The sequence below is a fragment of the Bacillus sp. FSL H8-0492 genome, from assembly GCF_038006145.1.
Classification (GTDB): domain Bacteria; phylum Bacillota; class Bacilli; order Bacillales; family Bacillaceae_G; genus Bacillus_A; species Bacillus_A mycoides.
Genome location: NZ_JBBOUP010000001.1, coordinates 4,078,018 through 4,104,963 on the forward strand (window position 1 = coordinate 4,078,018; position 26,946 = coordinate 4,104,963).

The 26,946-nt window shown below is 35.9% G+C and carries 21 protein-coding genes and 2 pseudogenes; 3 read left to right on the forward strand and 20 right to left on the reverse strand.

What is annotated here, in order from left to right:
• Positions 1 to 2: 2 nt before the first annotated feature.
• From MHH66_RS20960 to MHH66_RS21020, 13 genes are all read right to left on the reverse strand, one after another.
• Positions 3 to 380 carry a hypothetical protein gene (locus tag MHH66_RS20960; protein WP_063218763.1) on the reverse strand — a complete coding sequence of 126 codons (378 nt, stop codon included), beginning with the start codon at positions 378 to 380 and terminating at the stop codon, positions 3 to 5.
• Positions 381 to 546: 166 nt separating this feature from the next.
• Positions 547 to 1,059 (reverse strand): SMI1/KNR4 family protein, encoded by a 513-nt coding sequence (locus MHH66_RS20965; RefSeq protein ID WP_002158948.1) that lies wholly within the window; start codon positions 1,057 to 1,059, stop codon positions 547 to 549.
• Between the two features lie 323 nt (positions 1,060 to 1,382).
• Positions 1,383 to 1,865 carry a hypothetical protein gene (locus MHH66_RS20970; protein WP_063218764.1) on the reverse strand — a complete coding sequence of 161 codons (483 nt, stop codon included), beginning with the start codon at positions 1,863 to 1,865 and terminating at the stop codon, positions 1,383 to 1,385.
• Positions 1,862 to 8,572, reverse strand: coding sequence for a DNRLRE domain-containing protein (locus MHH66_RS20975; protein ID WP_165689452.1), 6,711 nt, complete (start codon positions 8,570 to 8,572; stop codon positions 1,862 to 1,864). The genes MHH66_RS20970 and MHH66_RS20975 overlap by 4 nt, the downstream gene beginning before the upstream one ends.
• Before the next feature lie 548 nt (positions 8,573 to 9,120).
• On the reverse strand, positions 9,121 to 10,194 hold the full coding sequence (locus tag MHH66_RS20980) for a sulfate/molybdate ABC transporter ATP-binding protein (protein ID WP_078184062.1): 1,074 nt from the start codon (positions 10,192 to 10,194) through the stop codon (positions 9,121 to 9,123).
• Between the two features lie 12 nt (positions 10,195 to 10,206).
• Positions 10,207 to 11,064 carry a sulfate ABC transporter permease subunit CysW gene (cysW, locus tag MHH66_RS20985; RefSeq protein ID WP_000433837.1) on the reverse strand — a complete coding sequence of 286 codons (858 nt, stop codon included), beginning with the start codon at positions 11,062 to 11,064 and terminating at the stop codon, positions 10,207 to 10,209.
• A gap of 11 nt (positions 11,065 to 11,075) precedes the next feature.
• Positions 11,076 to 11,903 (reverse strand): sulfate ABC transporter permease subunit CysT, encoded by an 828-nt coding sequence (cysT, locus tag MHH66_RS20990; protein ID WP_002011198.1) that lies wholly within the window; start codon positions 11,901 to 11,903, stop codon positions 11,076 to 11,078.
• A gap of 21 nt (positions 11,904 to 11,924) precedes the next feature.
• Positions 11,925 to 12,980 carry a sulfate ABC transporter substrate-binding protein gene (locus MHH66_RS20995; protein WP_002011197.1) on the reverse strand — a complete coding sequence of 352 codons (1,056 nt, stop codon included), beginning with the start codon at positions 12,978 to 12,980 and terminating at the stop codon, positions 11,925 to 11,927.
• 309 nt (positions 12,981 to 13,289) lie between these two features.
• Entirely contained in the window at positions 13,290 to 13,541 is a 252-nt protein-coding gene (locus MHH66_RS21000; RefSeq protein WP_000435463.1) for a hypothetical protein, read from the reverse strand.
• Positions 13,542 to 13,726: 185 nt separating this feature from the next.
• Positions 13,727 to 15,259 carry a fatty acid--CoA ligase family protein gene (locus tag MHH66_RS21005; protein WP_078184061.1) on the reverse strand — a complete coding sequence of 511 codons (1,533 nt, stop codon included), beginning with the start codon at positions 15,257 to 15,259 and terminating at the stop codon, positions 13,727 to 13,729.
• Between the two features lie 177 nt (positions 15,260 to 15,436).
• Positions 15,437 to 15,862 carry a hypothetical protein gene (locus MHH66_RS21010; RefSeq protein ID WP_078184060.1) on the reverse strand — a complete coding sequence of 142 codons (426 nt, stop codon included), beginning with the start codon at positions 15,860 to 15,862 and terminating at the stop codon, positions 15,437 to 15,439.
• A 145-nt stretch (positions 15,863 to 16,007) separates the two neighbouring features.
• On the reverse strand, positions 16,008 to 16,997 hold the full coding sequence (locus MHH66_RS21015; RefSeq protein WP_002125833.1) for a lipoate--protein ligase: 990 nt from the start codon (positions 16,995 to 16,997) through the stop codon (positions 16,008 to 16,010).
• A 9-nt stretch (positions 16,998 to 17,006) separates the two neighbouring features.
• Entirely contained in the window at positions 17,007 to 17,741 is a 735-nt protein-coding gene (locus MHH66_RS21020) for an MBL fold metallo-hydrolase (RefSeq protein WP_002125830.1), read from the reverse strand.
• A 202-nt stretch (positions 17,742 to 17,943) separates the two neighbouring features.
• Here MHH66_RS21020 and yhfH point away from each other — a divergent pair, with 202 nt between their 5' ends.
• Positions 17,944 to 18,072, forward strand: coding sequence for a protein YhfH (gene yhfH, locus MHH66_RS21025; RefSeq protein WP_078184059.1), 129 nt, complete (start codon positions 17,944 to 17,946; stop codon positions 18,070 to 18,072).
• A 39-nt stretch (positions 18,073 to 18,111) separates the two neighbouring features.
• On the opposite strand, the gene MHH66_RS21030 is transcribed toward yhfH, so the two are convergent.
• Both MHH66_RS21030 and MHH66_RS21035 read right to left on the reverse strand, forming a co-directional pair.
• Entirely contained in the window at positions 18,112 to 19,125 is a 1,014-nt protein-coding gene (locus tag MHH66_RS21030) for a LacI family DNA-binding transcriptional regulator (RefSeq protein WP_002087115.1), read from the reverse strand.
• Between the two features lie 215 nt (positions 19,126 to 19,340).
• Positions 19,341 to 19,850, reverse strand: coding sequence for a GNAT family N-acetyltransferase (locus tag MHH66_RS21035; protein WP_078184058.1), 510 nt, complete (start codon positions 19,848 to 19,850; stop codon positions 19,341 to 19,343).
• A gap of 149 nt (positions 19,851 to 19,999) precedes the next feature.
• Here MHH66_RS21035 and MHH66_RS21040 point away from each other — a divergent pair, with 149 nt between their 5' ends.
• Positions 20,000 to 20,353 (forward strand): PH domain-containing protein, encoded by a 354-nt coding sequence (locus tag MHH66_RS21040; protein WP_078184057.1) that lies wholly within the window; start codon positions 20,000 to 20,002, stop codon positions 20,351 to 20,353.
• Between the two features lie 83 nt (positions 20,354 to 20,436).
• On the opposite strand, the gene MHH66_RS21045 is transcribed toward MHH66_RS21040, so the two are convergent.
• The 3 genes and pseudogenes from MHH66_RS21045 to MHH66_RS21055 form a co-directional block, all read right to left on the reverse strand.
• The gene (locus MHH66_RS21045) at positions 20,437 to 21,114 is read right to left on the reverse strand and encodes a Yip1 family protein (RefSeq protein ID WP_078184056.1); all 678 of its coding nucleotides are present in this window, start codon (positions 21,112 to 21,114) and stop codon (positions 20,437 to 20,439) included.
• 24 nt (positions 21,115 to 21,138) lie between these two features.
• Positions 21,139 to 21,441: a DUF2087 domain-containing protein gene (locus MHH66_RS21050; RefSeq protein WP_033708874.1), complete on the reverse strand. Its 303-nt coding sequence runs from the start codon at positions 21,439 to 21,441 to the stop codon at positions 21,139 to 21,141.
• A 47-nt stretch (positions 21,442 to 21,488) separates the two neighbouring features.
• A pseudogene (locus MHH66_RS21055) lies at positions 21,489 to 21,690 on the reverse strand (hypothetical protein).
• Positions 21,691 to 22,033: 343 nt separating this feature from the next.
• On the opposite strand from MHH66_RS21055, the gene MHH66_RS21060 reads away from it, so the two are divergent.
• Entirely contained in the window at positions 22,034 to 22,753 is a 720-nt protein-coding gene (locus MHH66_RS21060; RefSeq protein ID WP_078184055.1) for a hypothetical protein, read from the forward strand.
• Positions 22,754 to 22,836: 83 nt separating this feature from the next.
• Here MHH66_RS21060 and MHH66_RS21065 read toward each other — a convergent pair.
• Together MHH66_RS21065 and MHH66_RS21070 are read right to left on the reverse strand one after the other, a co-directional pair.
• Positions 22,837 to 25,257, reverse strand: a pseudogene (locus MHH66_RS21065) (YhgE/Pip family protein); the annotation flags it as partial.
• 143 nt (positions 25,258 to 25,400) lie between these two features.
• Positions 25,401 to 26,531, reverse strand: a complete 1,131-nt coding sequence (locus tag MHH66_RS21070; protein WP_078184054.1) for an RNA-guided endonuclease InsQ/TnpB family protein — start codon at positions 26,529 to 26,531, stop codon at positions 25,401 to 25,403.
• Positions 26,532 to 26,946 lie beyond the last annotated feature (415 nt).

Consider the following 26,946-nt stretch of genomic DNA (forward strand, 5'->3'; position numbering starts at 1 on the left):
ATCTATTTCTGCTTAACCGCTTGGATTACCTGATCTATACTTTCTGCTACAAGTACGGGATTCCAAATTCCCTCTCCATGTTCAGCAGTATACACTGCACACGCTATATCTTTAGTATCTACAAAAATAGGATCTCCTATATATGAATCTAAGCCAATTACAATCCAACCTTCTTGCCAAGATTCTTCTTCATCACTCATTAAACTTTCCCCATTATCGGTAATACGGTACCCAATCTGTCCTTCTTCTATTTCTTCGCTATTAAATAACTCTATTGTAATTTCTTCTCCGTCGCAATTTAACTCAATTTCATTATCTTCTAAACAATTTACACACTCTAAAAGCTGTTTTATTTTATTATGATACTCCAAGAAAAACATCCTTTCTCATTCTACTAATAACTTAAAATAATAATCAGTGAAGAAAATCCCCACTGATTATTATTTTATACTAAAATTTTACAAATTAATTTTCTTCAAACCTAAACTCTTTTCTCCAGCTGAATTTCGTTTTAATTGTACCATCTTAGTCGTTCATTAAATTTACTTATATTCGTATTGCCTCTTCTAATAATAAATCTAACCATTCTTCCATGGTTCCTAGATCTCTTAAAACTTTCTTATTTCTTAAATGTAATTCTAATACTCTATTCTCTTCGCTAATAGCATATATTGTGCCCAAATCCATTGAATCTGCAAAGACAAAATATGAATCAGGAATTTTTTTAGACGCATATAGTTGTTGAAAGCTATACAAATCAAACGGTTGAAAATATTCTTCCTCATCAGAAAGACCACCAATTTTCGGCTGCCCTGCTATACGAACTAAATTTGCCAAAAAGCTTCCGTTCATAAGAGATAGTAGATATTTATATGGTTCTGGAAATACAGTTTCCATCTCATCTTCAAATACTTGAATTTCTTCTTTACTAAGGGGCGGGTTTACCACATTCATCCAATTAACTTTATCTATATTTCCAAACACCCTAGTTCCAGTTCTTACAGTTTTTTTATCCTTTCCATATACGGGTTCCAGTTTTTTTATAATTATATTTTGCATACTTCAAACTCCTTTTATCTATATCTCCTTCAAAACGATAAACTTTTATACCCATAGGCAAACTAGTGACTCACCTACTTTTTCCACCATGAAGACTTAAATGTTCTTTACGTGTTACAAACCTGATATTATTAGGATTTCCAGCATGTTTAGGATATGCTTTAACACTTTTAATATGTTTACTGCCTTTGAAGTACTAAGGCATTTAAAATAAAAAATGCAGCCCAAAATTAAACTACCTGTTTAAATTTTGAGCTGCACCGAATCTACAAATTATATTTAATTTATAAAATTTTTTCATGAAAAAGCTGTATTAATTTTTATTATCTTTCACCTGCATGTACAAATTCGCCATACAAAGTTATTTCTCGATTTTCATAATAAAGATCAATAATCTCAGCAGGAGAAAATACATATTTTTCAATACATTCTTCCAATTTAAATATAGTAGCATCTATCGCCTCATGATAAAAACTTAAAAATACTATACCATCCTTATAAAATAAACTATCTTCAACAACATTTGATAATTCGAATTCTGATATATTAGTAAAGTTAATCTTTACTTTTTTCACATGACATGTTTCTTTGAAATTTACTGATTCATCCAAAATTATTTCTATCCCTTTTTGGATTGGACTGCTTTTTAAAGCATGTAATATATTTCGAGCCCCCTCTATATCAAATTTTAATACCAAATCAGATATTTCACCCACTAAGCTTAATTCTAGCTCTTCATCATCGAATAATTCAATATACTCTTGTAAGTTTTCTTTTGTATATGTTTGCACTTCTAATATTATCATTTCTTTTTCCCTTTCTTTGAACTATATCTAACATGTACATTTTTCTTAACAACTCCATTTTTCTTTAAAAATTCAAAATGTACATGAGGAAAACCATGTTGACCTGTTATATCATTTTTCTTTGCCCTAAACTGTCTAGTACCATCTGCACTTCTCCATTTTCCAGCACTTATTTTCACATGATTATTACCTAAGAATTTCCGTTTTTGCTGATTAATATTACTTGGAGTGATAGCTCTTCTTTTTTCAAAAATCTGTTTAGTATATCCTCTTACGGCACGATCATTTACAAAACCAACAGCTTTTTTAGCAATTTTTCCTTTTCCACCGCCAACAAATCCCATTGCACCAGCTAATAAAATTTCTTTTCGACTTTTTCCAGACTTATAAGCCTGATAAGCACTGTATCCTCCTATAGCTGCATTAATAAGTAACCAGGGTGCATGTCCATCCGGATCAACTTTCATCACAGGATTATTATCCGCATACGTATAACCATTTTGTGTAACAGGATCATCTTCATCACCCGGATCAGGATCAACCGATAAGAACACACCATGATCTGGATTATAATAACGTGCCATCAGATAATACGTGCCAATTTCCTTATCATACATGTATCCCGCATATCCAAACGGATTCTCTGCTGCTATACCTTTTGTATCACTCTTTAATACGTTACCCCATGAATCGTATTCATACGTTGCTACAACTTCTCTATTTTGATCTGTCATCGCAACTACATCACCACGTGGGTTGTAGTGATAGTATAACGTTTGCCCTTTTGATTTCATTGCCAAACGTGCGCCATCCATAGAGTATACATATTGACGAAGTACAGTTCCACTACCATCCGTCTCATATAACGGATTAATGCTATCTCCATCATAGAAGTAGCGTGTTACTTGACCATTTACACTCTTTTCAATACGACGACTATCATTATCATATTTATAAGTCGCAAATGCATTGCCCTCACCTTGTTTTGTAATCGCTACAATCTGGTCATCTTCGTTCCATGTATACTTGTACTTTCCATCAGATGTACGATTTCCATTCGTATCATACGTTAACGTTTCGTTTCCGAATTTCACAAGTTGATTTCCGTCATTAAACGTTGCCGCTATAGACTTTGTTTCTTTTCCATTCTCTACAACTTTAACACTTGTACGGTTCCCAAATCCATCATATGTGTATGATTTACTTGTTCCGTTTGGTAATGCTTCATTTAATAATTGGTTAATCGGGTCATATACAAAGTTTGTTTCTGTTACGTTTCCGCCCGCACCTTCATGTTTAATTTTCGTACGGTTACCCGATTGATCATATTCATATCGTTCAGAAAGAAGAATACTGTTTGACGTACCTACTACTAAATCTTTAATCTTGTTCGCATGGTCATAGTTAAAGGTAGAACCTGAACCATTTCCTGCTGTATACGTACGAACATTCCCTTGATCATCATAATCAAATCGATACGTTTGAGAACCGTCTGTCATACGTATATTTTGATCTAACGTGTTGTAGTCATATGATACTTTATTTGTGTATCCACCTTGCGTTACTATTTGTTCTTTTAATTTTTCTGTCTTACTGTTTGCTTTGTCGTGATATGTCCAGTCAACTTTTCCGCCTCGGCTATCCGTTGCACTTGTCGCGCGGTCAGCCTTATCGTATGTTTTCGTGCGTTCTACACCGTTGACATGGTCTTTTACTTTCGTAACTTGTCCATTTTGATCACGTTCGAATGTAAATGAATCTTTTCCGTTGCGCTTTTCACCAACGACGCGATCTGCTGTATCATATACAGATTCTAAAATAGAGCCGTTTGGCATTTTTGTTTTAATCTTGTTTGCATTTTCATCATACGTGTGTTCAATACGACGATTTAACGCATCGATATACACTGTATTTTTATTATCTACATCATATTCATATTTGTGGGTTTGTGTTTTCCCACCAAACATGACAGATTTCTCTGTTGTGTTTCCATTATGATCATAAAGATAGCCTACAGAAGTACCATTTTTCAAGGTAACCTTCGTTAATAGATTATCTTTGTTGTAATCATATAATTTTGTATTTCCTTTTTCATCTGTCTCGCTTTTTTTATTTCCTGATGCATCGTATGCGAAGGTGTTTTTTTGCCCCTCTTCATCATACGCTGCGATGACATTTCCATCGTTGTCGTACTCATTTTTTATAAGAGCATTTCCTTCTAGTAAACGAACATCATCAAACCATACTTTCCCTTTATTATTGTTTCTAAATAATAGGTACACTTGAATACGCTTAATTGGTTTCTTAGCTGGAATGACAACTGCACTACGGTTCCAATCATTTGTACCGCTTGGGAATTTTGCTTGATAATTTTCACCGCTGCCATCTTGATAGTAAACATCTGCCCAAATTGAATAGTCTCGTGATAGTTTATCTGGCGCATCATTTTCTACATTCTCAGATTTAGACATTCCTGTTAACGTGATTGGTTCTGCCTTTTTCTGATTTAAATTTATATGATGACCATATCCTACATTTGAACCGCCATATTGGCCACGCTCTAATACAATAGACGAATGTCCTGTAAAACTTTCCTGATGAGAAACATCTTTTGGATCACAACTTGTTCCGTCTCCTCGAATCCATCCAGGAATACATCCTTGTTCCGTTACATTCTCTACACTACTATTTGTAATAGGATTGAAACTAGAAGAAACTTCTCCTTTTTCAAGCTGTAATTTATCAAACCATACGGAACCACTTGTAGCAGAACCGCCATTTTCTACTTGTAAATAGATTTTTACTTTTCTCGTTTGCTCTGTCGTTTTAAAAGTAACTTGACGATTGACCCAGTCACGCGTCCCTTGCACTTTATTATGACGAGTATCGTGCCAACCACCATCTATACCGGCACCATTTTCATTTAATGACTGTACATTGAAGAAAGCTGCACCATTGGATAAATCCGTTTTCACCATACCACTTAATGTATACGTTGTATTTGGTTCTAATGTCACTTCTTGAGTGGCTGCAATGAAACCCCAATCATTATTGGTTGCTTTTGTTGTAATCTTTAATGACGAATCTCCACCCAGACCACCTAGGGCTGGGTTTGTATCTTTTACAATCGCTCCAGTATTATTATCTGTTGCTGTTTTCGTCCATTGTTTCGTTATATCAGTCTCAAAACTTGGATTTTGAATCAAATTTTCGCCTGTACCCAGGTCTTTACTTGTTTCAATTGGATTACCATATTTATCATGTTGAGTAACAGAAGATGTATGTGCTGATTGATCTGTTTCAGACACTTCTGTATTTGCTGCTTTATAAGCAACAGTCGTTTCACGATTTTCGTTATCTGTCGCCTTTATAATCCCATTATCTTTATTGTACTCAAACTTTTCTGTCCCCATTTCATCGGTAACAGACGTAACATTCCCATTACCGTCATAGGTCGCAGTTTCTGTTTGATTTTTAGGAGTCGTAGTTTTCACTAAATTATTTGCATTATATTCATACGCCGTTGTTAAATTCAGACGCCCAGAATCTTCGACTGTTTTCACTGGATTTCCAGCATCGTTATACGTATAAACAGTCTTGCGCCCTTTAGGATTCGTTAACGTAACTTCTTTCGCATCCGTATTATATGCTAATGTCGTAGCTTTCCCTAATGGGTCTGTCACTTTTACTAATCTATTATTCTCGTATGCATACGATGTTTTATACGGTTTTGCATCTGTATGTTGCGGATCATAAATAGATGTTAGTAAACTATTATCATATCCGTATTTATATACTTTTCCTTCTGGTGTTGTAGAAGAAACTAGTAAATCACCATCATACTTAAATGTAATCGTCTTGTTATCTGGACCGATTACTCTTGCTGCTTTTTTATTATTTCCATCATATTGTACTAATAACTCTTTACCAGAAGCGTTCTTTACTTTTGATAAACGGGATTCACCATCATACTCATATGTCGTCGTGTTTCCATATTTATCTTTTGTATACTCAATACGCCCCTGTGCATCGCCAGATTTATAGAAAGTAACAGTTTGGTCTTTATCTTTTATTTCATATCCACCTGATACTTGCTTAATTTCTAAATATATACCAGTAGGAGCTTGATATGTATTATCTCCTGTTCTAGTAAAGGTAATATTCGCACCGTCGGCAGAAATTAAAAGTAAGTTTCCATTTCCGTCGGCCCAAATTCTTTCTTCTAATCCACTAGACCAACCCGTACCAAATAAACCTATCTTTTTACTTTGGCTATTATACGTTCTTTCTACTGATACATCCGGCCCGCGCCCTGATAATGTAATATCTTTCTCACTCATGATAAAGTTACCATTTGTAGCATTTACTTTACCATTTAACACCGGAACTGATGCCCAGTAATCAAACATCCCTATAAATCCAAAATCTTGGGAGAATTTAGGAACAAACTCATGCGAAATTTCACTTTCAGCATGCCCAGCTTTACTATACGCTGTTACACGGAACCAGTAGTTTTTCGAACCTGCATAGATTCCACCAGAATTCTTATACACAGGTGATGGATCAACTGCTAATTCTGCACCTTTTTTATCGTGATGAAGTAAATATTGGCCTTTCGTTATTTCATCTTTTGTTGGCCAAATCTTCTCATTTTGCGTTGTCCAATTTGTTTTATTTCCTACATCGAACGCTTCGTAATCTTTTCCGTTATAAATCCAAACTTTATAACCTGTTGCTGCTGGAACTGAGTCCCACTTCAGCGTTACATAACCAGTTTGCTGATCTGTCGCATTGATATATGCTGAACCGTCTGGTTTTTTCACTTGTTCTAGTGGAATAAATGGAACTACTCCATCAGAAAGCGGACTATCACCAAATGGATACTCTGCCACAATACGAATCCAGTAGCTACTTCTTCCGCTATAATCCCCGTATGGACCTCCTGCTTGATAAGCATTTTTATATATTTGTCCTGGGTCAGTAGGTGCTTCTGCCCCTTTTCCATCATCATGTATCCAGTAACGCCCTTGTGCAATTTCTTCTGGCGTTGGGAATATTTTTTTATCCTTCGTTGTCCAACTTGTCACATTACCAACTGAAATATATTCATAGTCATATCCATTAAAAATAGCTACTTTATACTCTGTTGCTCCTGGAACTGGATCCCATTGTACATTAAAGTGACCTGAACTACTTCCACTCCCATTCGAGTAAGCTTGTACTCTCGGTGTATTCGGTTTTGCATACGAATACTTAACTTCTAAGTGCGGTGCATTTTCTCCGTTTTCAGCTGCAATAAACTTTTTCCAATGATTCTGACCATTTCCATTTGCATGTAGCTTAAAACCGTTGTTTGGTCTCGCACCTTCTACCCATGCTTTCACTGTATTCGTTACATTGAACTGAGCCCATTTTCCGCGGCCTACATCAGCGTGTGCAATGTTGTTAGAACCTGGTTTATTATTCCAGTTAATACCTCCGACATTCCATCCACCTGTAACTTCATCTAACCAAACACCATTTGGTTGATTTCCATAATAATGCCAAACTGCATAGGCATGGAATGTTGCACTTTCAACCTTTGCACCTTTTAAATTTGAAACGTCTGGTTTAATGAATGAAAAGTTTGTCCCAGAGGCCCCGTCATAATAACCTACTTTTAATGTATAAGCATTTTGACCAGCGTCCCAAAGCTTTCCTCCTGAATAATTGACAGTTGGATACGCGCTTGAAGCATAAGCATTTTCAAAATTATCCAGTTCAATTGAAGGGTCTACATATACCGGGTATTTTCGTTCTGGTGCTTGTAACCACTTTGGATCTGCGGTAACAGTTAATATATATGTTTTTCCATCTGTCTTCTCAATATTGTAACGAACCGCATCTGACGTTACAGCCTCACCTGATTGTTGATCTATATTTGAATCGTTCATATACGGTTTCGGTAATGTGAAGACTTTTTCTTTTTTCTCATTTTGGAAGTCGATTGAACCATCTTCCTGTATATTCGGTGTTAAATCTGTTTCTAATGCAAACGTAAAAATATGATGCCCTGTATATTCACGTAATACAAAATCTTCTTTTACATTTTCATTAAACGTCGTACTCTTTAAATCAATATTTGGGAAAATCCCTTTATACCAGACTGTATTATTTTCATGTGTTGCAGTAACTGGTGATGGCTTCACTTCACCTTTTTCACCATTTGCACTTATTAATTTGTACTGAATATTATGATTTTTTATTTTAAATTGAACGTACTTTCCATCTTGTGTTGTTTTCTCAAATTCTGGTTCTAATTTTGTATTTTCCGTTACAATTTTTGCATTTGATGCTTCTACTAATTTCGGTGAAACCTCTTCTAACTTTCCATCTTTCTCAATATGAATCGGTTCCGTATATACCTTTTTCGTATAAGTACCATCATTATTATCGAAAACTTTCTCTGTTTCCGTTCTTTCTTCTACAATCTCAGTCGGATTTGCCTGTGCTTTAGCCTTATCCTTCTTTAACTGATCTGGATGTGGAGCTGGTAACTCCTTTTCCTCTTTCTTTTCTACTTCTGGACTTTGTTCTGAATTCGGAGATGGTGTAAACGGTGGTGCTGTTTCCGCCAATCCATTCAGTGGTATAGAGGTAACAATTAATGCAACTACCATAAGTTGGATTAAGTACCTATACCAATTCTTTTGTTTCTTTTCTTTCATAAACTCACCTCGCTGAAATATTTTTAACATAATAATGTTAAATATACCAATCTAAATAAATGAAAGAGTAAAGTAAATATAGTTTTGAACTTTTGAAGATTTTGTGCATAAAATCCGACAATTTAACAACAATTTTATAAAATTTATTACAGATAACTGTTTTTGTTATACATTTAAAGATTAACGATAATTGTATCTATTATTGTTTGCTAGCGACATGATATGAACATCATTCAACTAACCTTTTTATTTTCACTTTCCATTTTGTTCTAGCATTCAATGAATCTAGTACACTGAGCTTCATATTCCTGGGGTAAATATGGTTCCCTAACTGTAATACCATTATTTATAGCGGGTAATAAGAATATCTTCCTTACTATTCATACCAAATAACTGTTTGAACACGCTCCCCCTCTTCTTATGATATCTATAGTTTTTCCCCACTACATTTCGCATACGAAAAACTATCACTACAAACAAAGAGGAAGCCTCCCAAAATATATTTCAGGAGGCTTCCTCTTATTAATAGATTGCTGATTTTAACTCTCCTAAATAACAAAATCCTCTGGAATAAACACCTTCACTTCTCTCGGATGTACGTATACAAACTCACCTGTTTGAATGCCTAGTTGTCTAAACTGTTCTTTACTAATTTCTGCTTCTAGATACTCATCTGTTCCGTCGCGCTTCAATTCTACATATACGACAGGGCCAACTGCATGAGAGTATGTTACTTTCGCCGGGATGGCATCTATACTTTGTTTCGTACGATCGATTGATAAGTGATGTGGTCTTACGTATCCCACTCCGTCTACGTTTGAAACGTGCTTATGCTCTGGTGCTTCTAGCTCCACTGATCCTACATTTAGCTTACCTTTATGAACGCGGCCGTGAAATAAATTCACGTTTCCTAAAAAGTCATATACGAACGGACTTGCTGGTTTTTCATATACTTCTTCCGGCGTTCCCATTTGTTCAATGCGTCCTTCATTCATTACAACGATGCGGTCCGCAACGTCTAGCGCTTCTTCTTGATCATGCGTTACGAATACGCTCGTAATTTGAAATTCGTCATGTAGTTTCCGGAGCCATCTTCGCAATTCTTTCCGTACTTTTGCATCAAGTGCACCGAACGGTTCATCTAGCAATAAAATTTCCGGTTCGACTGCCAGTGCCCGGGCTAGTGCGATACGTTGGCGTTGTCCGCCAGATAATTGCGCTGGATAACGTTTTGCGAAACCATCCATTTTTACTAGTTTCAATAGTTCTGTTACTTTTTCTTTTATTACTTCAGCTGAAGGTCGTAAGTTTTTCTTTCTTACTTTTAAACCGAAAGCGACATTTTCAAATACATTCATATGTTTAAAAAGTGCATAGTGCTGGAAGACGAAACCGACTTGCCTGTTTTTTACGTGAATATCAGTTAAATCTTCTCCATCAAATGAAATGGAGCCTCCATCCGCTTCTTCTAGTCCTGCAATAATTCGTAATAATGTCGTCTTCCCAGAACCTGATGGGCCTAATAAAGCGACCAGTTCACCTTTTGGAATATCCAAATGAATGTCTGTCAGCGCTTGAAATGTACCATATTGTTTTGATACATTTTGAATTTGAATACTCACCGCACTCACTCCTTATTGTCGTTTTTCCATTCTCCACTCAATCCAGTTTTTTATAACGAGCGTAAAAACTGCGATGAGTGACATTAAAGTCGCCACAGCGAACGCTGCTGAAAATTGATATTCATTGTACAAAATTTCAATATGAAGCGGCATCGTATTTGTAACGCCGCGCACGTGACCAGACACAACGGAAACCGCTCCGAATTCACCAATGGCCCGGGCATTACATAAAATCATGCCGTATAAAAGGCCCCATTTTATATTTGGCAATGTGACGCGCCAAAACATTTTCCAGCCGCTTGCGCCAAGTGATAGAGCCGCTTCTTCTTCACTCTTTCCTTGCGCCTGCATAACTGGGATTAATTCACGCGCAACAAACGGAAACGTAACAAATATCGTCGCAATGATAATGCCAGGGACAGAGAAGATGAGTTTTATCCCATGTTCCATTAACCATCCGCCAAAGGCTGCACGAGGTGTAAAAAGTAAAACAAATACTAATCCTGCAATGACTGGTGATACAGCAAACGGCAGTTCAATAAGAGATAATAATAGTTGCTTTCCTTTAAACTGAAACTTCGTAATAAGCCAAGCCGCAGCTATTCCGAATATCGTATTCAGCGGCACAACGATTAAAGCAACGAGAAGTGTTAACCTAATTGCCAAAAATGCTTCTTGATCTGTTACTGCGGCAATATATACATCAATTCCTCGTTCGAATGCTTTCATAAAAATTGTCACGAGCGGCAGTAATAGAAAGAGAGATAAAAATAAAACTGTTATCGTAATGAATAGAATGGGTACAAACTTAGATTCTTTTTTAACTGATACGCTTTTTACTATTTTCTTTTCTAATAATGTTGGTTCCATTTTCTCCCCTCCTATTCGCTTTTCAATTCATGCCTTCTGCTCCAAGTTTGAATCATATTAATAAATAGTAGGAAAAGGAGAGAAATAATAAGCATCACAGCCGCTACAGCTGTTGCGCCTGCATAATCATACTGTTCGAGTTTTGTCATAATCATAAGCGGTGCAATTTCTGTTTTCATCGGCATATTACCTGCAATGAACACGACAGATCCATATTCCCCTAACGCCCGCGCAAAGGCGAGTGAAAAACCAGCAAGTAGAGCCGGGAATATTTCTGGCAAAATAATTTTCACAAATATTTGGAAGCGTGACGCCCCTAAACTAGAAGCTGCTTCTTCTACTTCTTTATCAATACTTTGCAGCACTGGTTGCACCATTCGAACGACAAATGGTAAGCCAATAAACGTAAGTGCAACAATAATGCCGAGCTGGGTAAAAGCTACTTTTATATGAAACACACTAAATATTTTTCCAATAAAGCCATTTTCCGCATAAAGCGTCGTAAGTGTAATACCAGCTACAGCAGTCGGAAGAGCGAATGGTAAATCGATTAGTCCGTCTAATAACCGCTTCCCTGGAAATGTGTAGCGAACGAGTACCCAAGCAATTAATAAACCAAAAATGGCATTTACGATTGCCGCTGCAAGTGAAGTTGTGAAACTTACTTGATACGAATGCAGCACGCGCTCACTCGTTATAACCCCAGCAAACTTCTTCCAGCCTAGCTGCGATGTTTGAATAAATACGATAGAAAGTGGTATAAGTACGAATAAACTCATATATAGCATTGTAAATCCAAGAGATAATCCAAACCCTGGTAAGACACGCTTCTTCCTCATATAACGTCACCTCATCCCCCCTTATTTTTTATACATTTGATCGAATACGCCGCCATCATTAAAATGCTTTTCTTGTGCTTTTTTCCAGCCTCCAAATAGTTCATCAACTGTAAATAATTGAACTTTCGGAAATTGTGATGCATACTTCTCTGCTACTTTTTCATTACGAGGGCGATAAAAGTTTTTCGCCGCAATTTCTTGCCCCTTTTCTGAATACAAATATTCAAGATATCCTTCTGCTACTTTTTTCGTTCCTTTTTTATCAACGACTTTGTCTACAACTGCTACTGGCGGCTCGGCAAGTATACTAATCGAAGGTGTTACAATTTCGAATTTATCTTTTCCAAGTTCTTTTTGTGATAATAACGCTTCATTTTCCCAAGCGATTAACACATCACCAATTCCTTTTTCAACGAAAGTTGTCGTTGCCCCGCGTGCTCCTGAATCTAGTACTTCCACGTTTTTATAAATTTGACCGACAAATTCTTTCGCCTTATCTTCACTATTGTTATATTTCTTCAGTGCATATCCCCACGCCCCTAAATAGTTCCACCGTGCTCCCCCAGATGTTTTCGGGTTTGGTGTAATGACAGACACACCTTTTTTCGTTAAATCATCCCAATCTTTAATTCCTTTCGGGTTTCCTTTTCTAACAAGAAATACAATCGTTGATGTATACGGAGTAGAATTATCCGCAAGTCGCTTCTGCCAATCTTCTGCTAGTTGTTTCTTCTTACTAATCGCGTCAATATCATAAGCGAGCGCTAGTGTTACAACGTCTGCTTCTAAACCGTCAATAACGGAGCGTGCCTGACTTCCAGATCCCCCGTGTGATTGCTTTACATTTACTGTTTGACCATGCTTCTCTTTCCAATACTTCGCAAAGTCTTTATTGAAATCTTGATATAACTCACGCGTTGGATCATATGAAACATTTAAAAGTTCGACTGTCTTCTTATCTGCACTTCCTTCAGAATTGTTAGTGGATGTTGCCGAACCACACCCTGACAAAAGGACAAATGCTGATAATAAAACACCTGTACTTTTCATTAATGCTGTCTTACTCCACTGTTTCATATATAAAGCCCCCTTAGTTTGTACAATAGAAAAAGGCACACAATCTATTCACAAAAGTGAACGTTGTGCGCCTTCAGTTTCTCTGATGAGCTTCTATTGTATTCTGTTTGATTTCTTTCCATTTTAATTCCGTAATTCACATGTGTCAACTTGGAATTCAGAATTATTATATAAGAAACTTCATACAAGCTAAAAATCAGCGGGAATGGAATCCCACTGATTTTAGTTTCAATTATATGAATATACCCAACATAACTATCACATTGATAATGATTATCAATGTGAAATAAAAAATTAAACGAATAATACCTATTTATTACACAAATATGCTTTCCGATCATTTTTAAACAATAAATAATGAGCAGTATGCACTTTTCTCTCTAAATAATCTAATGAATACGTACCCGATGGATCCACTAAATCCCCAATCGCTCCTGAAAGGTGATCAATTACCTTTTGCAATGTTTCTAAGTTCTTCTTTTCACTCTCCATATTCATTTCATCCATAATGTCACAAATAAGATATTGTACTTTCCGTAAGCGTAATTCCTTCTGCTCCACGTATATCTCCTCCTTATTAGCAATATTACGGTTTAAATATATGGGCTTATAGCTTAACCAATTCTAAAAAATAAAGTGAGACTTTAATCAGTAGGGATTTTGTCCATCCACACGAATCGAGCTTTTACAGGACAAAAAGATATCCATCTCTAAACATGTAGTCATAGAGATGGATATCTTTATTTTTATACTTGCAATGCCTTCTCTCTCAAAGCTCTTCGTAACAACTTACCAGTTGTATTCTTCGGCAATTCTGTTAAAAACTCAATGCTCTTTGGCACTTTGTATTTCGCTAAATGCAGCGTGCAGTAATGCGTAAGCTCCTCTTCTGTTACGTTCGTTTGCTTCAGAACGACGTAAGCTCGCACTGCTTCTCCTAAGTTTTCATCCGGTACACCAATTACGACAACTTCAGCCACAGATTCGTGAGTATATAATACTTCTTCTACTTCACGAGGGTATACGTTATAACCACCAACTAGGACGATATCTTTTTTGCGATCGACGATATAGAAGTAACCTTCTTCATCCATTTTCGCTAAGTCACCTGTATATAGCCAGTCGTCTTTAAGTGTCGCAGCTGTATCTTCTGGCGCATTATAGTAACCCTTCATAACGTTAGGTCCGCGAACAATTAGCTCCCCAACTGCACCGACAGGCACTTCTTCCCCAAGTTCATTCACAATTTTATTTTCTACGTGCCAAATATTTGTACCAATCGAACCTGGTTTACGAGGACGATCTAACGGATTAAAACAAGTAACTGGTGATGCTTCTGATAAGCCGTATCCTTCTGAAACAATCACATCAAAACGTTTTTCGAAGTTTTGCAGAAGGGCAACAGGCATTGACGCACCACCTGAAATACAGAGACGAAGCGTCTTTACATCTTCTGCGCTTGCTTCTTCAAATAAATATAAGTAATTGTACATCGTAGGCACACCTGCAAAAATCGTTGGTTCATACGTACGACAAATACGGAATACTTCTTTCGGACTAAACCTCGGTACCATTAAAATCGTTGCCCCGTTCACAATCGGCGCATTTACTGCAACTGTTAAACAGAACACATGGAACATCGGCAATGCCGCAACGACGCGATCATCCGCAGTATATTGTAAATATGACGCAACATCGCTTGCGTTACTATATAGGTTTTTATGTGTTAACATAGCGCCTTTTGGCTTTCCAGTTGTACCTGAAGTGTATAAAATAACAGCTACATCTTCTTCATCTAGTTCAGGACCTTCGTAAGTTATATCTCCAGTTCCTATAAAACTAGTAAACGTTTTCATTTTTTCCGTTTCTGTATGAGTAAAATCTGATGAGGTTTCGCATATGATGATATTTTCAAGTGAAGGAAGTCTTGTTGTAAGAGATTGTATAACAGGTAGAAGGACGTCGAGTACAATGATTGTTTTTACATCTCCATTTTGTAATATGTAATGTATTTCGTCTGCTGTATAAATTGGATTAATCGGAATGACAGTTGCTCCGGCTTTCATCGTTCCGTATAAACCTACTAAAAAATGTGGTGAATTGCCTACAGCTAATGCGACATTGTCCCCTTTTCCAATGCCCATTTTTGCTAAATTGCTAGAAAACCTAGTGACCATTTTGTTTAATTGGTCATAAGAGACCGACTGATCCATAAATATGTACGCCGGTTTATCCCCCTTCTTTTTTGCCGTTTCAGCCAAAGATTGAACGAGATTCACACAAACCCCACCTTTATAAAATTTAGAATATTTAAAAATTCTAAATTAATTATATTAAAAGAAAATTAAAGTAGCAAGTGATATTCCATTAATCGAATATACATCGACCACTTTCTTCCAGAACACTTTAGTAAGATACGAGAATTATATGTGAAAGAAACAGGTACAAACATATAGTTAAACTGTAGCTAAAATCATTGTAGGATAATATGCCCTCATCTTTCCCCTAAGTTTTTCAACTTCCTCTTTATTTAAAGCCGTATACTCTCCATACAAATTGAGAGCGTCCGCTCCATTTTTATGCAAGTAGACTGTAACATATAGTGTCGGTAATCCTTTATTTTCTTCATCTATCGACAAGACAACATCTGGCGTTTTATTAACGCTACTAAACGTTTCATTTCTTTTCCATTTCTTATTTTGAAACATAGTTTGTACATCATTTATTTTTTGTTTGTTATTTGTATGCGTATAATATATGACATTATCCTTCGCTGGCTTGCCAATAGACAAAGTCGTACGGTTTGAAGAAGTTTCATCGTTACAAGCTGTCATCCCTATAACGAAGCTGATCAATAATATAAAGTGTATTATCCTTTTCATTTCGATCATCCTCCTTTAATTATATATACTTCCTTTATAATAAAAGAATGTCCTGCTAGTAGATGTTTTTAGGGACGCTTTTAACGGTAAATGAATTCATAATAAAAAAGCCATCCCAAAAGATATTTCGGGATGGCTTCTTCTTTTAGAAGAATAAATGTAAGAAATCTTCTGTTGTAATATTACCGAAATAGCGTACGATATCTACGCCTTCTAAAGCTACAGTGAATGCACCTTTATCAAATTGTACGCCTGTTAGACGCTCTTCAATGTCATGAACATCTAGTGATCCGAAGAAGTCACCGAAAATTTTACATTCTGTTACTGTTCCTTTTTTCACTTCAAGACGAACGTCAACTTGTCCAACTGGGAAGCGGTGTGAATGTTGTAAGTTGAACTTCGGAGATTTTCCGTAGTTCCAATCCCAATTTTGGTAGCGCTCTTCAGAAAGTTTATGGATTTCTTTCCAATCATTTTCTGTTAATTCGTACGTTGGAATTTCTGTTTCTCCTTCGAAAATTGTTTCTAGAAGAAGTTGTCTAAACTCTTCTGTCGTCATTTTTTCGTTTAAGAACTCTGTAATATTCGCAACGCGGCTACGGATTGATTTAATTCCTTTTGATTGAATTTTATCCATTTTCACTTTTAGTGCCGATACAACGTGATCGATTTCAGAGTCAAATAGTAACGTACCGTGACTAAACATACGACCTTTCGTTGAGAACTGCGCGTTACCTGAAATTTTTCTACCTTCAGCTAAAATATCGTTACGACCACTTAGTTCTGCATTTACGCCTAATTTACCAAGCGCTTTCGTTACAGGCTCTGTGAACTTTTTGAAGTTGCTGAAACTATCTCCATCATCTTTCGTAATAAAGCTGAAGTTTAAGTTTCCTAAATCATGATATACTGCGCCTCCGCCTGATAGACGACGAACGACATGAATTCCTTGTTCTTTTACGTAATCTGCATTAATTTCTTCTACTGTGTTTTGATTTTTACCAATGATAATGGAAGGTTTGTTAATGTAGAACAGTAAATATGTTTCGTTAATATCTAAATTCTTCACACAATATTCTTCAATCGCTAAGTTTATTCTAGGATCTGTAATCCCTTTATTATCAATAAATAACATCGTATCACCTCATGAATTCCATACGTAGCCACTATGCGCTAGCGTAATATGGCCACTGAAAATTTGTTTTGCTTCTGTTACTAAATCAGATGGGTTGCCTGTATGCGGTAAGTGCGTTAATAAAAGTTCTTTTACATTTGCATCTTTCGCAATACTTGCTACTTCTGTACTATTCATATGCCCTGCTTTTGCAGCCTCTTGATGTGCATACATATTACACTCACAAATGAAAAGATCAGCATCTTTTGTGAACGGAATAAACTCAGGAATATAACTGGAATCTGCGCTATATACTACAGCGTCACTACCAGCTGTAATGCGCATCGCAAAACATGTAACAGGATGAACAGTTTTTAAGAATGAAATCGAAAACGGTCCAATTTGAAGTGTTTCTTCTGGATTGTAGGCGATTCCTTTCGTATGCGGTTCATGCGTTAAAGAACGGAATCCATTCTCGTCAAACGTATGACCGTATATTGGTAATTCCGGTAGTTGTCCCTTTGTCGCACTTGTAATTAATCTCGCATATTGCAATACCCCAATGTCTGCAACATGATCATGATGATAGTGCGACAGTACAACTGCATCTATATGAGATGGTGTTATATATTTTTGAAGCTGTGCTAGTACACCACTGCCACAGTCTACAAGTAAACGAAAACCATCGTGTTCAAACAAATACCCCGACGTTGCTTCTCCCGCTTCTGGAAAGCCGCCCCAAAAGCCGACAACAGTCATCTTCATATGTATCCATCCTTTCTAAAACCGCGTAGGAATGCCGTTTTTTCCGTACTTGAGAAAGTTTTTTACTTACATCCTACATTGTTAACTATAATCCATTTCCTAAACTTTTTCATTAATTTTCACTTTTGTTATAAAACAGTTGTTGACTTTTGTTATTTGTACTAATACAATGATAGTAAGAAATGGAAATGGAGGGATTGACATGATCGATCAACCAATGGAGTTTTTCCGAAATTTACCGACGAAAACTTGTTCTCATTGCGGAAAGGAAATTGATGAGCAGCACGAAGCATACCATAACAAATGTGACGATTGCGTTCACGAAGAATAGTAGTTTGTAAACATAAAAAAACCTAGCAGACATAGTCTACTAGGCTAATAACATCGTATCCTTCATCGTTGAACCTTTCACCAAGAGCTCCAGTTCAAACTCATACAATTCTTTTTGTCGATAATTTTTCGTATGGATTTTATCCATCATTAAGTCGACAACTTTTCGGGCCATCTCGTCGATTGGTTGTTCAATTGTCGTAATACCTGGCTCTGTAATCTGCGCTAAAATTTGATTATCAAAACCGATCACAGCGAGATCTTCTGGAATACTCCAACCATGGCGTTTCGCCTCTGAGATAATTCCAGCTGCAACCTCGTCGCCTCCTGCCAAAATCGCGGTAGGATTTTTTTTGTCCTTTAATACTTCATTGAATATTCGTTTTCCATCATCCCAAGAGAAAGCGTTTTCAAGAAAATCGATCGCTTCCACTTCTCTACTCTTTTCAGTAATAGCGCGTAAAAAGCCCATTTTTCGCTGTTGGCTCACTACTTTCGTTTCGTTGCCACGGCAAAAAATCAGATTACGATATCCTTGTTCTAATACATGATTGGCAGCTATGTATGCACCCTGTGCATGATCGAACTTCACTGTTGGAACATTTGCTTCCTCAATATATTCATTACATAACACGATTGGACCGTGTTGCAAGTATGGCTCCACATTCTCCCATGGATTTTCTAGTGAACATAGAATAATCCCATCTACTTGTTTCGTAGATAATAATTGTAAATACTCCATCTCTTTTTCCGGTAAATATCTTGTTTGACAAATAATCAGTTTATATTTATGTTCAGAAGCAGCAATCTCGATTGCTTCAATAAATCTACTAAAAAAAGGATTTGTAATCCTTGGAACAAGCACCGCAATTGTTTCTGTTTTTTGTTTACGAAGCCTTCTCGCCGCAGAATTAGGAACGAAGCCTAAATGCTTCATTGCTAATTGAACCCTTTTCTTCTTCTCATCTGAAACATATGGATGATTATTGATCACCCTAGAAACCGTTGTCCTTGATAACCCCGCTAATTTCGCCACGTCCTCGATAGTCGACACGAAATTTCCCCCTTTGCATGAAAACGTTTTCTTATCCTGATTATATAGTATATTATTGGAAACTGCAATATAGGTTCTTATGATTTTACTATATTAATATTATACATAGGGAAAAGTCTGTTAATAGGAAGGAAATTTATATTAGTTTTAGAAGTTTACAGTAGGGGGAAATGTACATATCATCTTGTATATACATTTCCTAAAAAATATGTATTTTATTCAATATAAAGCCCCATCAATACGTCATCTCCATATGTTCCATCTTCATATTTGATTTGCTTTTTTTGTCTTCCTTCTTCTACAAATCCCATACGTTTATACACTTTAATTGCCCTATCATTAACAGAAACTACACCTAAGCAAATTTTCTCTAAACCTTTCTGTCCTTTAGCCCAACTAATAAGAAATTCAATTAGTTTCGTACCAATGCCTTGATTGCAGTACGCCTCTCTAATCCCCATTCCCATTGTACCTACATGTCGTAGACGTTCTAGTTCGTAGCGATTGAAAAGCAAAAATCCAACGACCTTACTATCTACTTCATAAACGATATAAAGATTCCCTTTTTCATTGCTTTTCCGTATCTTTTCTTTTTCTGCATCAATATCATTTGGTAATTTATTTGGAGATACTATAAAAAACTTTGTAGTAGTTTCCGATAATATAATTTCTTTTCTAATATCTATAATTGATTCTGCATCAATCTCTTTTGCTAATCGTATCACTGAATCACCTCTTACCTTTTTCTTTTAAAAATAATATTGGAACTATCAAACTAAGAATCTCTAAAACGCTCAATATGCAACATTGCATATTGAGCATCTTTTCACTTTTGACACAATATCCTTACATCTATATAAAAGGAATGTATACAATGAATCCAATTTTAACAGCCGCAAAACAACTACTACATAAAGAAGAAAAGATTTTATCTACTTTAAAATGTTCACTTACTAACTATGTAAATACGCATAAAGTCCCATATCCAGGCATGCTACTTGCTACTAATAGAAGAATTCTCTTTTTTAGCCAATATAAAAATACATTAATTTCCGAATTTGAGTATGAAAAAATTGTATCTATAGAAACGAAGAGAAGAATTTTTGACAAAAAAATAATATTTTATTATGAAGATGAATATATAACGGTGGGATACATTACAAGTTCAAATATTGAAGAATTCATAGACTTACTACAGAGAAAATGCAAAACTAGCACGGATTCATAATCAGTGGGGATTTTATTCATCCCCCACTGATTATTAGCCCTCACCAATCGGGCTTTTACGGACAGCCCGACTCCCACCTATCCTTACGGTTTAGCTATTTCCTGCATAAACCCAGCCATGCTTGCTAATAAACTAGTGAAAACGAAAAGTACAATAATAAGAGGGATAAGTTTGTCTTTATTTAAATTCGTTATCGTTTTTAAACCTATTCCTAATAAAACGTAATACCAAATGTTAAATATATCTATTCTTTGAGCGATTGTATGCAAAATCATATTATCTGTCGCTATTGCACCTAAACCTGTATAAGATATCTCATACCCACTTAGAGAAAATGCAATTAATCCGTTTAAAATCATCCCTAATCTTAATACAAACGAAGCATAAATAATTACCGGGAACGTTTCTTTATAGTTAATATCAACTCCAAAGAAAATCATAATGTTCTTATAGAATATAGGTGCAAAAAGTATAGCTACGATTCCACTGACTGTTGAAAATCCAAATGTAGTAAAGAAAGTTATGTATTTCGGAACAGTAAATCCCGTTTTATCATGAAACATACTGAGTGCAGGATTATTTAAAGAATTCCAAGACATTAAGGCACTTGAAATTATAATAAGCACAATTAAAAGGGCTAGTGGAAAGAATATATTTCTTTGATTCTTCATCCTTTTGAATTGTAGTGTTGGCGAAGTGAATATCCCAAAAATCGATGGTTTTCCAGAAATCTCTTCATACATAAGACTACTAGCTTGCAAGAGAATCCCCCTTCCTCATTACATTTATAACTCCTCCCACTTCGTCCATACTTCTCTCCCATTTATATGGTACATATTATCCTCTCGATCCATAAATCCGTGCACGATAAACTCTCGTCTAATCGTACAAAAATCATCATGATATTGTTTTATGAATGTATTAATTTCTTTTTCCGTATACTGATTTTCAGCGTTAAATTTGCTAATCAAATGCTCTAACAATACTAGTTTTTTCTTCTTTTGACCTGGAATCGATTTTAGGCGGTCCTCTTTATCGAAAAAGTTACGAATCGTCGTATCCCTGAATTTCATTTCACTTTCAGTCATTTTGTTGTCCTCCATCGGTTTTTATGCAATAAAATTTATCGTTTGTCTTAACTATTCTTCTTCATTCTTTTACTTATAACATCCATAAGGTAATACCCGCTAATTAGCACATAGTAGAATAAAAGTATTCCTAGTGCATCTTTCATATTTATATATTTTTCTTTATGAAAACAAGATAGGTGAAAGGGCGTAAACAAGAAAGATGATTAGCGGATTTAAGATAAAATAATAAGTAAGATTTCCTTTCATCGTATCAACTCCTCTATTCTATGTTTCTCTGCAAATTGTTGTAATTCCTTTTCTTTTGTTTAGACTGCAATCAGAAGTTAAAAGCAATAGCTCCAAAGACAAATTGTTTGAGCCTCTAGAATAGCCGAATTAATGAAGAAAATAAAAAATCTATTTTCTAAAACATTGGTGTTATTGCAAAGGACTTTTGTATTATAAATGTATAGTAAAAAATTTATAGGAGTATAAGTAAATAGAATACGAAATTGTTGATGACGGAAAAATCCCAAGAAACATTCATTTCCATTTATGAAGAGGTTCAAATTTCGAGTTAGTTTTAAATATAATGAATGGAGAATACATAATGGACAATTTATTTAATCAAATTGCAACTTTTTTTAACATATCATTACCTCAAGAAATGATGAATGCTTTCAAAAATCCAATCTATTTGCAGCACAAGAATGACTTTTTAATACGCTTATTATCCTTTGAAGAAGCCATGGAAGTGTATTTATACCTACATGAAGATGTTACTATTTCAGAAGTTTTCCCATTATGGACAGATGATAACTCCAATTATGTAGGTGTTTACATGTTAGGGCCGCTATCAGGCAGAGTTTGTTTTATAGACCATGAAGAAATGGATTTGTCCCCAGTATATCCTAATGTACAAACGTTAATAAACACTCTATTAGAAAGTCCTGAAGTCGATTGGTATGAACTTCCAAAACATTATCCTTGTTCCAAAGAAAATACGGATGAATTGCAAATACAGCAAGATGTACACACCATTAAAGAATTGAAAAACCTTCTTAAACAACCTGAATTAACTGAAGAAAAAAGAGCTCACTATTTATTTTCAATTATGGCTTTAACTCCTTACGCGCAATTGCATGAAATACTTCCCCTCTTGGACGACCCGGATATGTGGGTACAAGAGAGAGCGGCTGAAATTCTAGATTTCCATAGATACGTACCAGCTAGCGAAAAACTAAATTGGGTTAAAGAACATGGACAACATAACGGGAAATTGGCAGCTGAATTAGCATTAAAAAGAATAAAAATGGAATTAAAGAACTAAAATAAAAAGAAACACTAACATAGTAGACTGACCTATACAAACGATAAGTTAAAATAAAAAAGCACCGAAAAGGTGCTTTTTTTCTACGCTTCAATCGATTGATTTTCAGCAATATTTCTAAATTGTCGTTTGTGCATCCAAGTTAAGGATGCAATTGTTCCAAGTGATAATACAGCGATAAAGATCATGAGTATCCCAATATTTTGCCACATGAAGTTAAAGTCTCCGCTTGATACGACTGCTTTCAATCCTGATACAGAATATGTCATCGGTAACCAAGCATTGAATGGTTGTAAATACTTCGGAATCAACTCTAGCGGGAATGTTCCAGCACTTGTTGTAAGCTGAATAATTAATGTGATGATTGCGATGAAACGCCCTGCATCACCGAATGCTGTTACTAAACATTGAATTAATGAAATAAACGCTAAGCTCGTAACAATACTAAAGAGTATAAAATATGGAATACTTTGTACTTCTACACCTAACCAGAATAGTAATATGACATCTGCTACTATTGCTTGAATAATACCGACTGATAGTAAAACACCAAACTTACTAATAAACCAGCTGAATCCTGATTTCGGAACGCCGACTGTATCGCGTAATGGGTATACGATAGATAATAGTAATGCCCCAACGAATAAACCGAGCGATAAGAAATACGGTGTGAATCCTGTTCCGTAGTTTGGAACTTCCGCCATTTTCTCCGTCTTCACTTTTACAGGGCTTGCAAACATATCATACGTTTTATCCGTTCCTTTTACTTCTCCCGTTTTTTCTGCGCCTTCACCAAGCTTCTCAGCAAGTTCACCTGAACCGTCGTTTACTTTTACGAGTCCGTCAGTCACTTTTCCAGAGCCGTCTGTTAGCTTATTTACTCCGTCGATTAGCTGGGTTGAGCCAGTTGACATTTTATTTAGGCCACCATTTAGAGTACCTAAGCCAGTTGTTACTTGACCCGAGCCATCTGCTAATTGATTTACGCCACCTATTATTTTGTTTGTTCCTACAGATAATGTACCTAATCCGCCTGTCACTTGGCTTGAACCATCTGCTAATTGATTTACGCCACCTGCCATTTGATTTGCTCCTGCAGATAATGTGTCTAAGCCACCTGTTACTTGACCCGAGCCATCTGCTAATTGATTTATCGCATCAATTAATTGACCGGATTCGTTTTTAAATTTATTTGCGCCTTCTTTTGCTGCATTTAAATTCTTACCAAATCCTTGGAAATTTTCAACAAATCCTTTTTGTCCACTGGCTAATTTCTCAATACCATCCGTTAAAGATTTCAATCCCGCTGTATTCGGTAATTTGTTTTGCGCATCACTTGTTGTTTGATGTATTTCGCCTTTTAATTGTTTTACTTCTTCATTTAATTTATTTGTTCCACCTGCTACTCCGGCAGCTTTCTGCTGAACCGTCGCTGTACTTTTTGCCGCATTTGTTATATATGGTTGTAACTGCTCTTGATATTCTTTTGGTAAACTCTCGATTTGTTTTTGTAAATTTGCAACATCTTGCGCTGCAGTTTTTGCATCCCCTGCTGTTGATTGAGCGACTTCATTTAACTGACTTATATTTTCTCCAGCACCATCTATTTTCTGATTTACCGTATTTAATATAGTAGGAACTTTCGACTGCATTTCCTCTAAGCCTGCAACAGAATTTTTCACTGTACTATTTAACTCTTGCAAACCCTTTTCAATGTTTTGAGAAACTCCTTCTAATTTACTTTGTCCTTCGGCAAGTTTTTCCATGCCAGTTGATAATTCATTCGTTCCTGTTTTTAATTCACCTGTTTTACTTACTAATGTATTCAAACCTGCCGTTACTTTCTGAGATCCATCTTGTAATTTCCCTATACCTGTCTGCATCTCACCTGTTTTACTATTTAACGTATTTAAGCCTGCTGTTACTTTCTCGGATCCATCTTGTAATTTCCCTATACCTATCTGCATCTCACCCGTTTTGCTATTTAATGTATTTAAACCTGCTGTTACTTTCTCGGATCCATCTTGTAATTTATTAGATCCATCTGCTAATTTCCCAACTCCATCTTTCATCTCTCCAGATTTCCCTTGAAGTGTATGGAGTCCATCCGTCACTTTACCTGATCCATCATGCAACTCACTAGCTCCATCATGTAACTTATTCGCTCCGTCCGCTCCATCTGCTAATCCTTTTGAGACGTCTTTAATGGAATCAAACATTTTCTCTGCATATGTTTTCGTTAACGTACTTGATACTTCACCTTTAATTTTTTCAATGGCTGTTCCGCCAATTTGTGAAGATAAGAAGTTCAAGCTTTCGTTTGGAATGTATTCTAAGTTTAATGGTTTTGGATCATCTTTTAATAACGTTGTAGCATTACTTGAGAAGTCATCTGGAATGCGTACTAACATGTAATACTTTCTACCTTCCATTCCTTTTTTCGCTTCTTTTTCACTTACAAATTCCCATTTGAAACTTGTATTATCTTTTAAGTTATCAACGAGCCGATACGATAAACTTAACTAAATCTATACAATTCAATCAAATTTACACAAGTTAGTGCTTCAAAGTGTTCTCGCAACCCCAAAGGGACGAGGGGTATAACACTCCACACGAGGCAGTATCGTTACCTCCTATTATCAAGCATTTATTTTACCCATCTTGATAAATTTATCGCAGCATTTACATCCCTATCGTGATGGCTATTGCACCCAACACAGTTCCATTCACGAATCTTTAAACTCCACTGTCCTTCTAGTTGAACTAAATGGTCGTATTTAACTCCGCAACATGAGCAAATCTTGCTTGAGGCGAACCATTTATCAGCTTTTACATACTCGATGCCATATTTCTCACACTTGTATGACAAACATTGAAAGAAGAAGTTTAATTTTTGAAATGAAAATGCTTTCGAGAGTTTTTTGTTTTTTAACAGGTTTGAGATAGGTAAGTCTTCCACAACAATTTTCATTGGTTTGGTTTTCACCAATTTTGCTGTTGCTTGATGGATATGGTTATTTCGGATATTCGTAATTTTCCTAGATAACCGCAGGTGCTCCGCTTTAGCTTTTTCATATCCGGCAGATTGAATTTTTACACCTTTTTTAAATCTCCTAGACATATCTCTTTGCGCTGACTTTTTCCTTTTCAAAAGTTTTTTAACCTTAGCATCTTTATTTATATTTCGTTCTTTCATACCATTAGAAGCCACAAACAGCTCTTTTAAACCAACATCCACACCAATCGACTCATTGGTTAGCTCTTGTAATTCAAAGTCTTCTTGGAACCCTACACTAATCCACCAGTGACGACCATCAAATGTAACTCTTGGATTGGATGGATTTTTGTTTCTTGGTAGTTGTTGGCTTGTTTTCACTTCTCCAATAGACTGAATATGAACTACTTTCTTTCCTATAATCAGTCTTTCATAATTGGCATAAAATCCTTGGATTAAATCTTTTTTGGATTTATAAGAAGTGTGATAACCATTTTGGTACTTTTCGAACGAATTTTTTCGCGCCTTGTCAAAATCTTTTGAAGCCTGTTTGGGAACTTGTGCGTTGATATTTTTTAACCACTCATATTGCTTTCGCTTCTTGATCTTTGTAAATCGTTTCTGTAAAGCTAACTGTGAAACAGATTTTCCAAATAGCTTATAGTATCTATCACTCATTCTTTTACAATAGTTATAAGCAAATCTTGCAGCTCCAGCATGGTTTCTAAGCACTTTTTCTTGTTCAGGCGTTGGAATCAGTCTGACTTTCTTCGCTAATATCATCAGAATTTAACTTCTTTAATGAAAGATTTGTTCTTCTGAATAGTAGCGTGTTCCATCAGCATTCTCCTAAGACTACTAGGATACAAACCTGTTAATTCCGATACCTGACTAACTCGTAAAAATTTCATTATTATTCTCACCTCATTGCATTTACCATAATGCATAGATTCGGTAGATTCAATGAGACTTGATAGATTTAATTAAATTTATCTCGTTCAACTAAGGACGCAATTCCTTAGCCAGTTCTCTTATGAACTTCTCATGTTTTCACATGAGCGCAGACTATATGTTTATCTACTTAGAGATAGAGGATTTTTCCACCACCATAGGCTTGTGATGTACTCTCGTCAGTTATACGAGATAGTCGTTGAACGTTCATCTTATCCATTTTGACTTAGATGATTCGAGGCGGAAG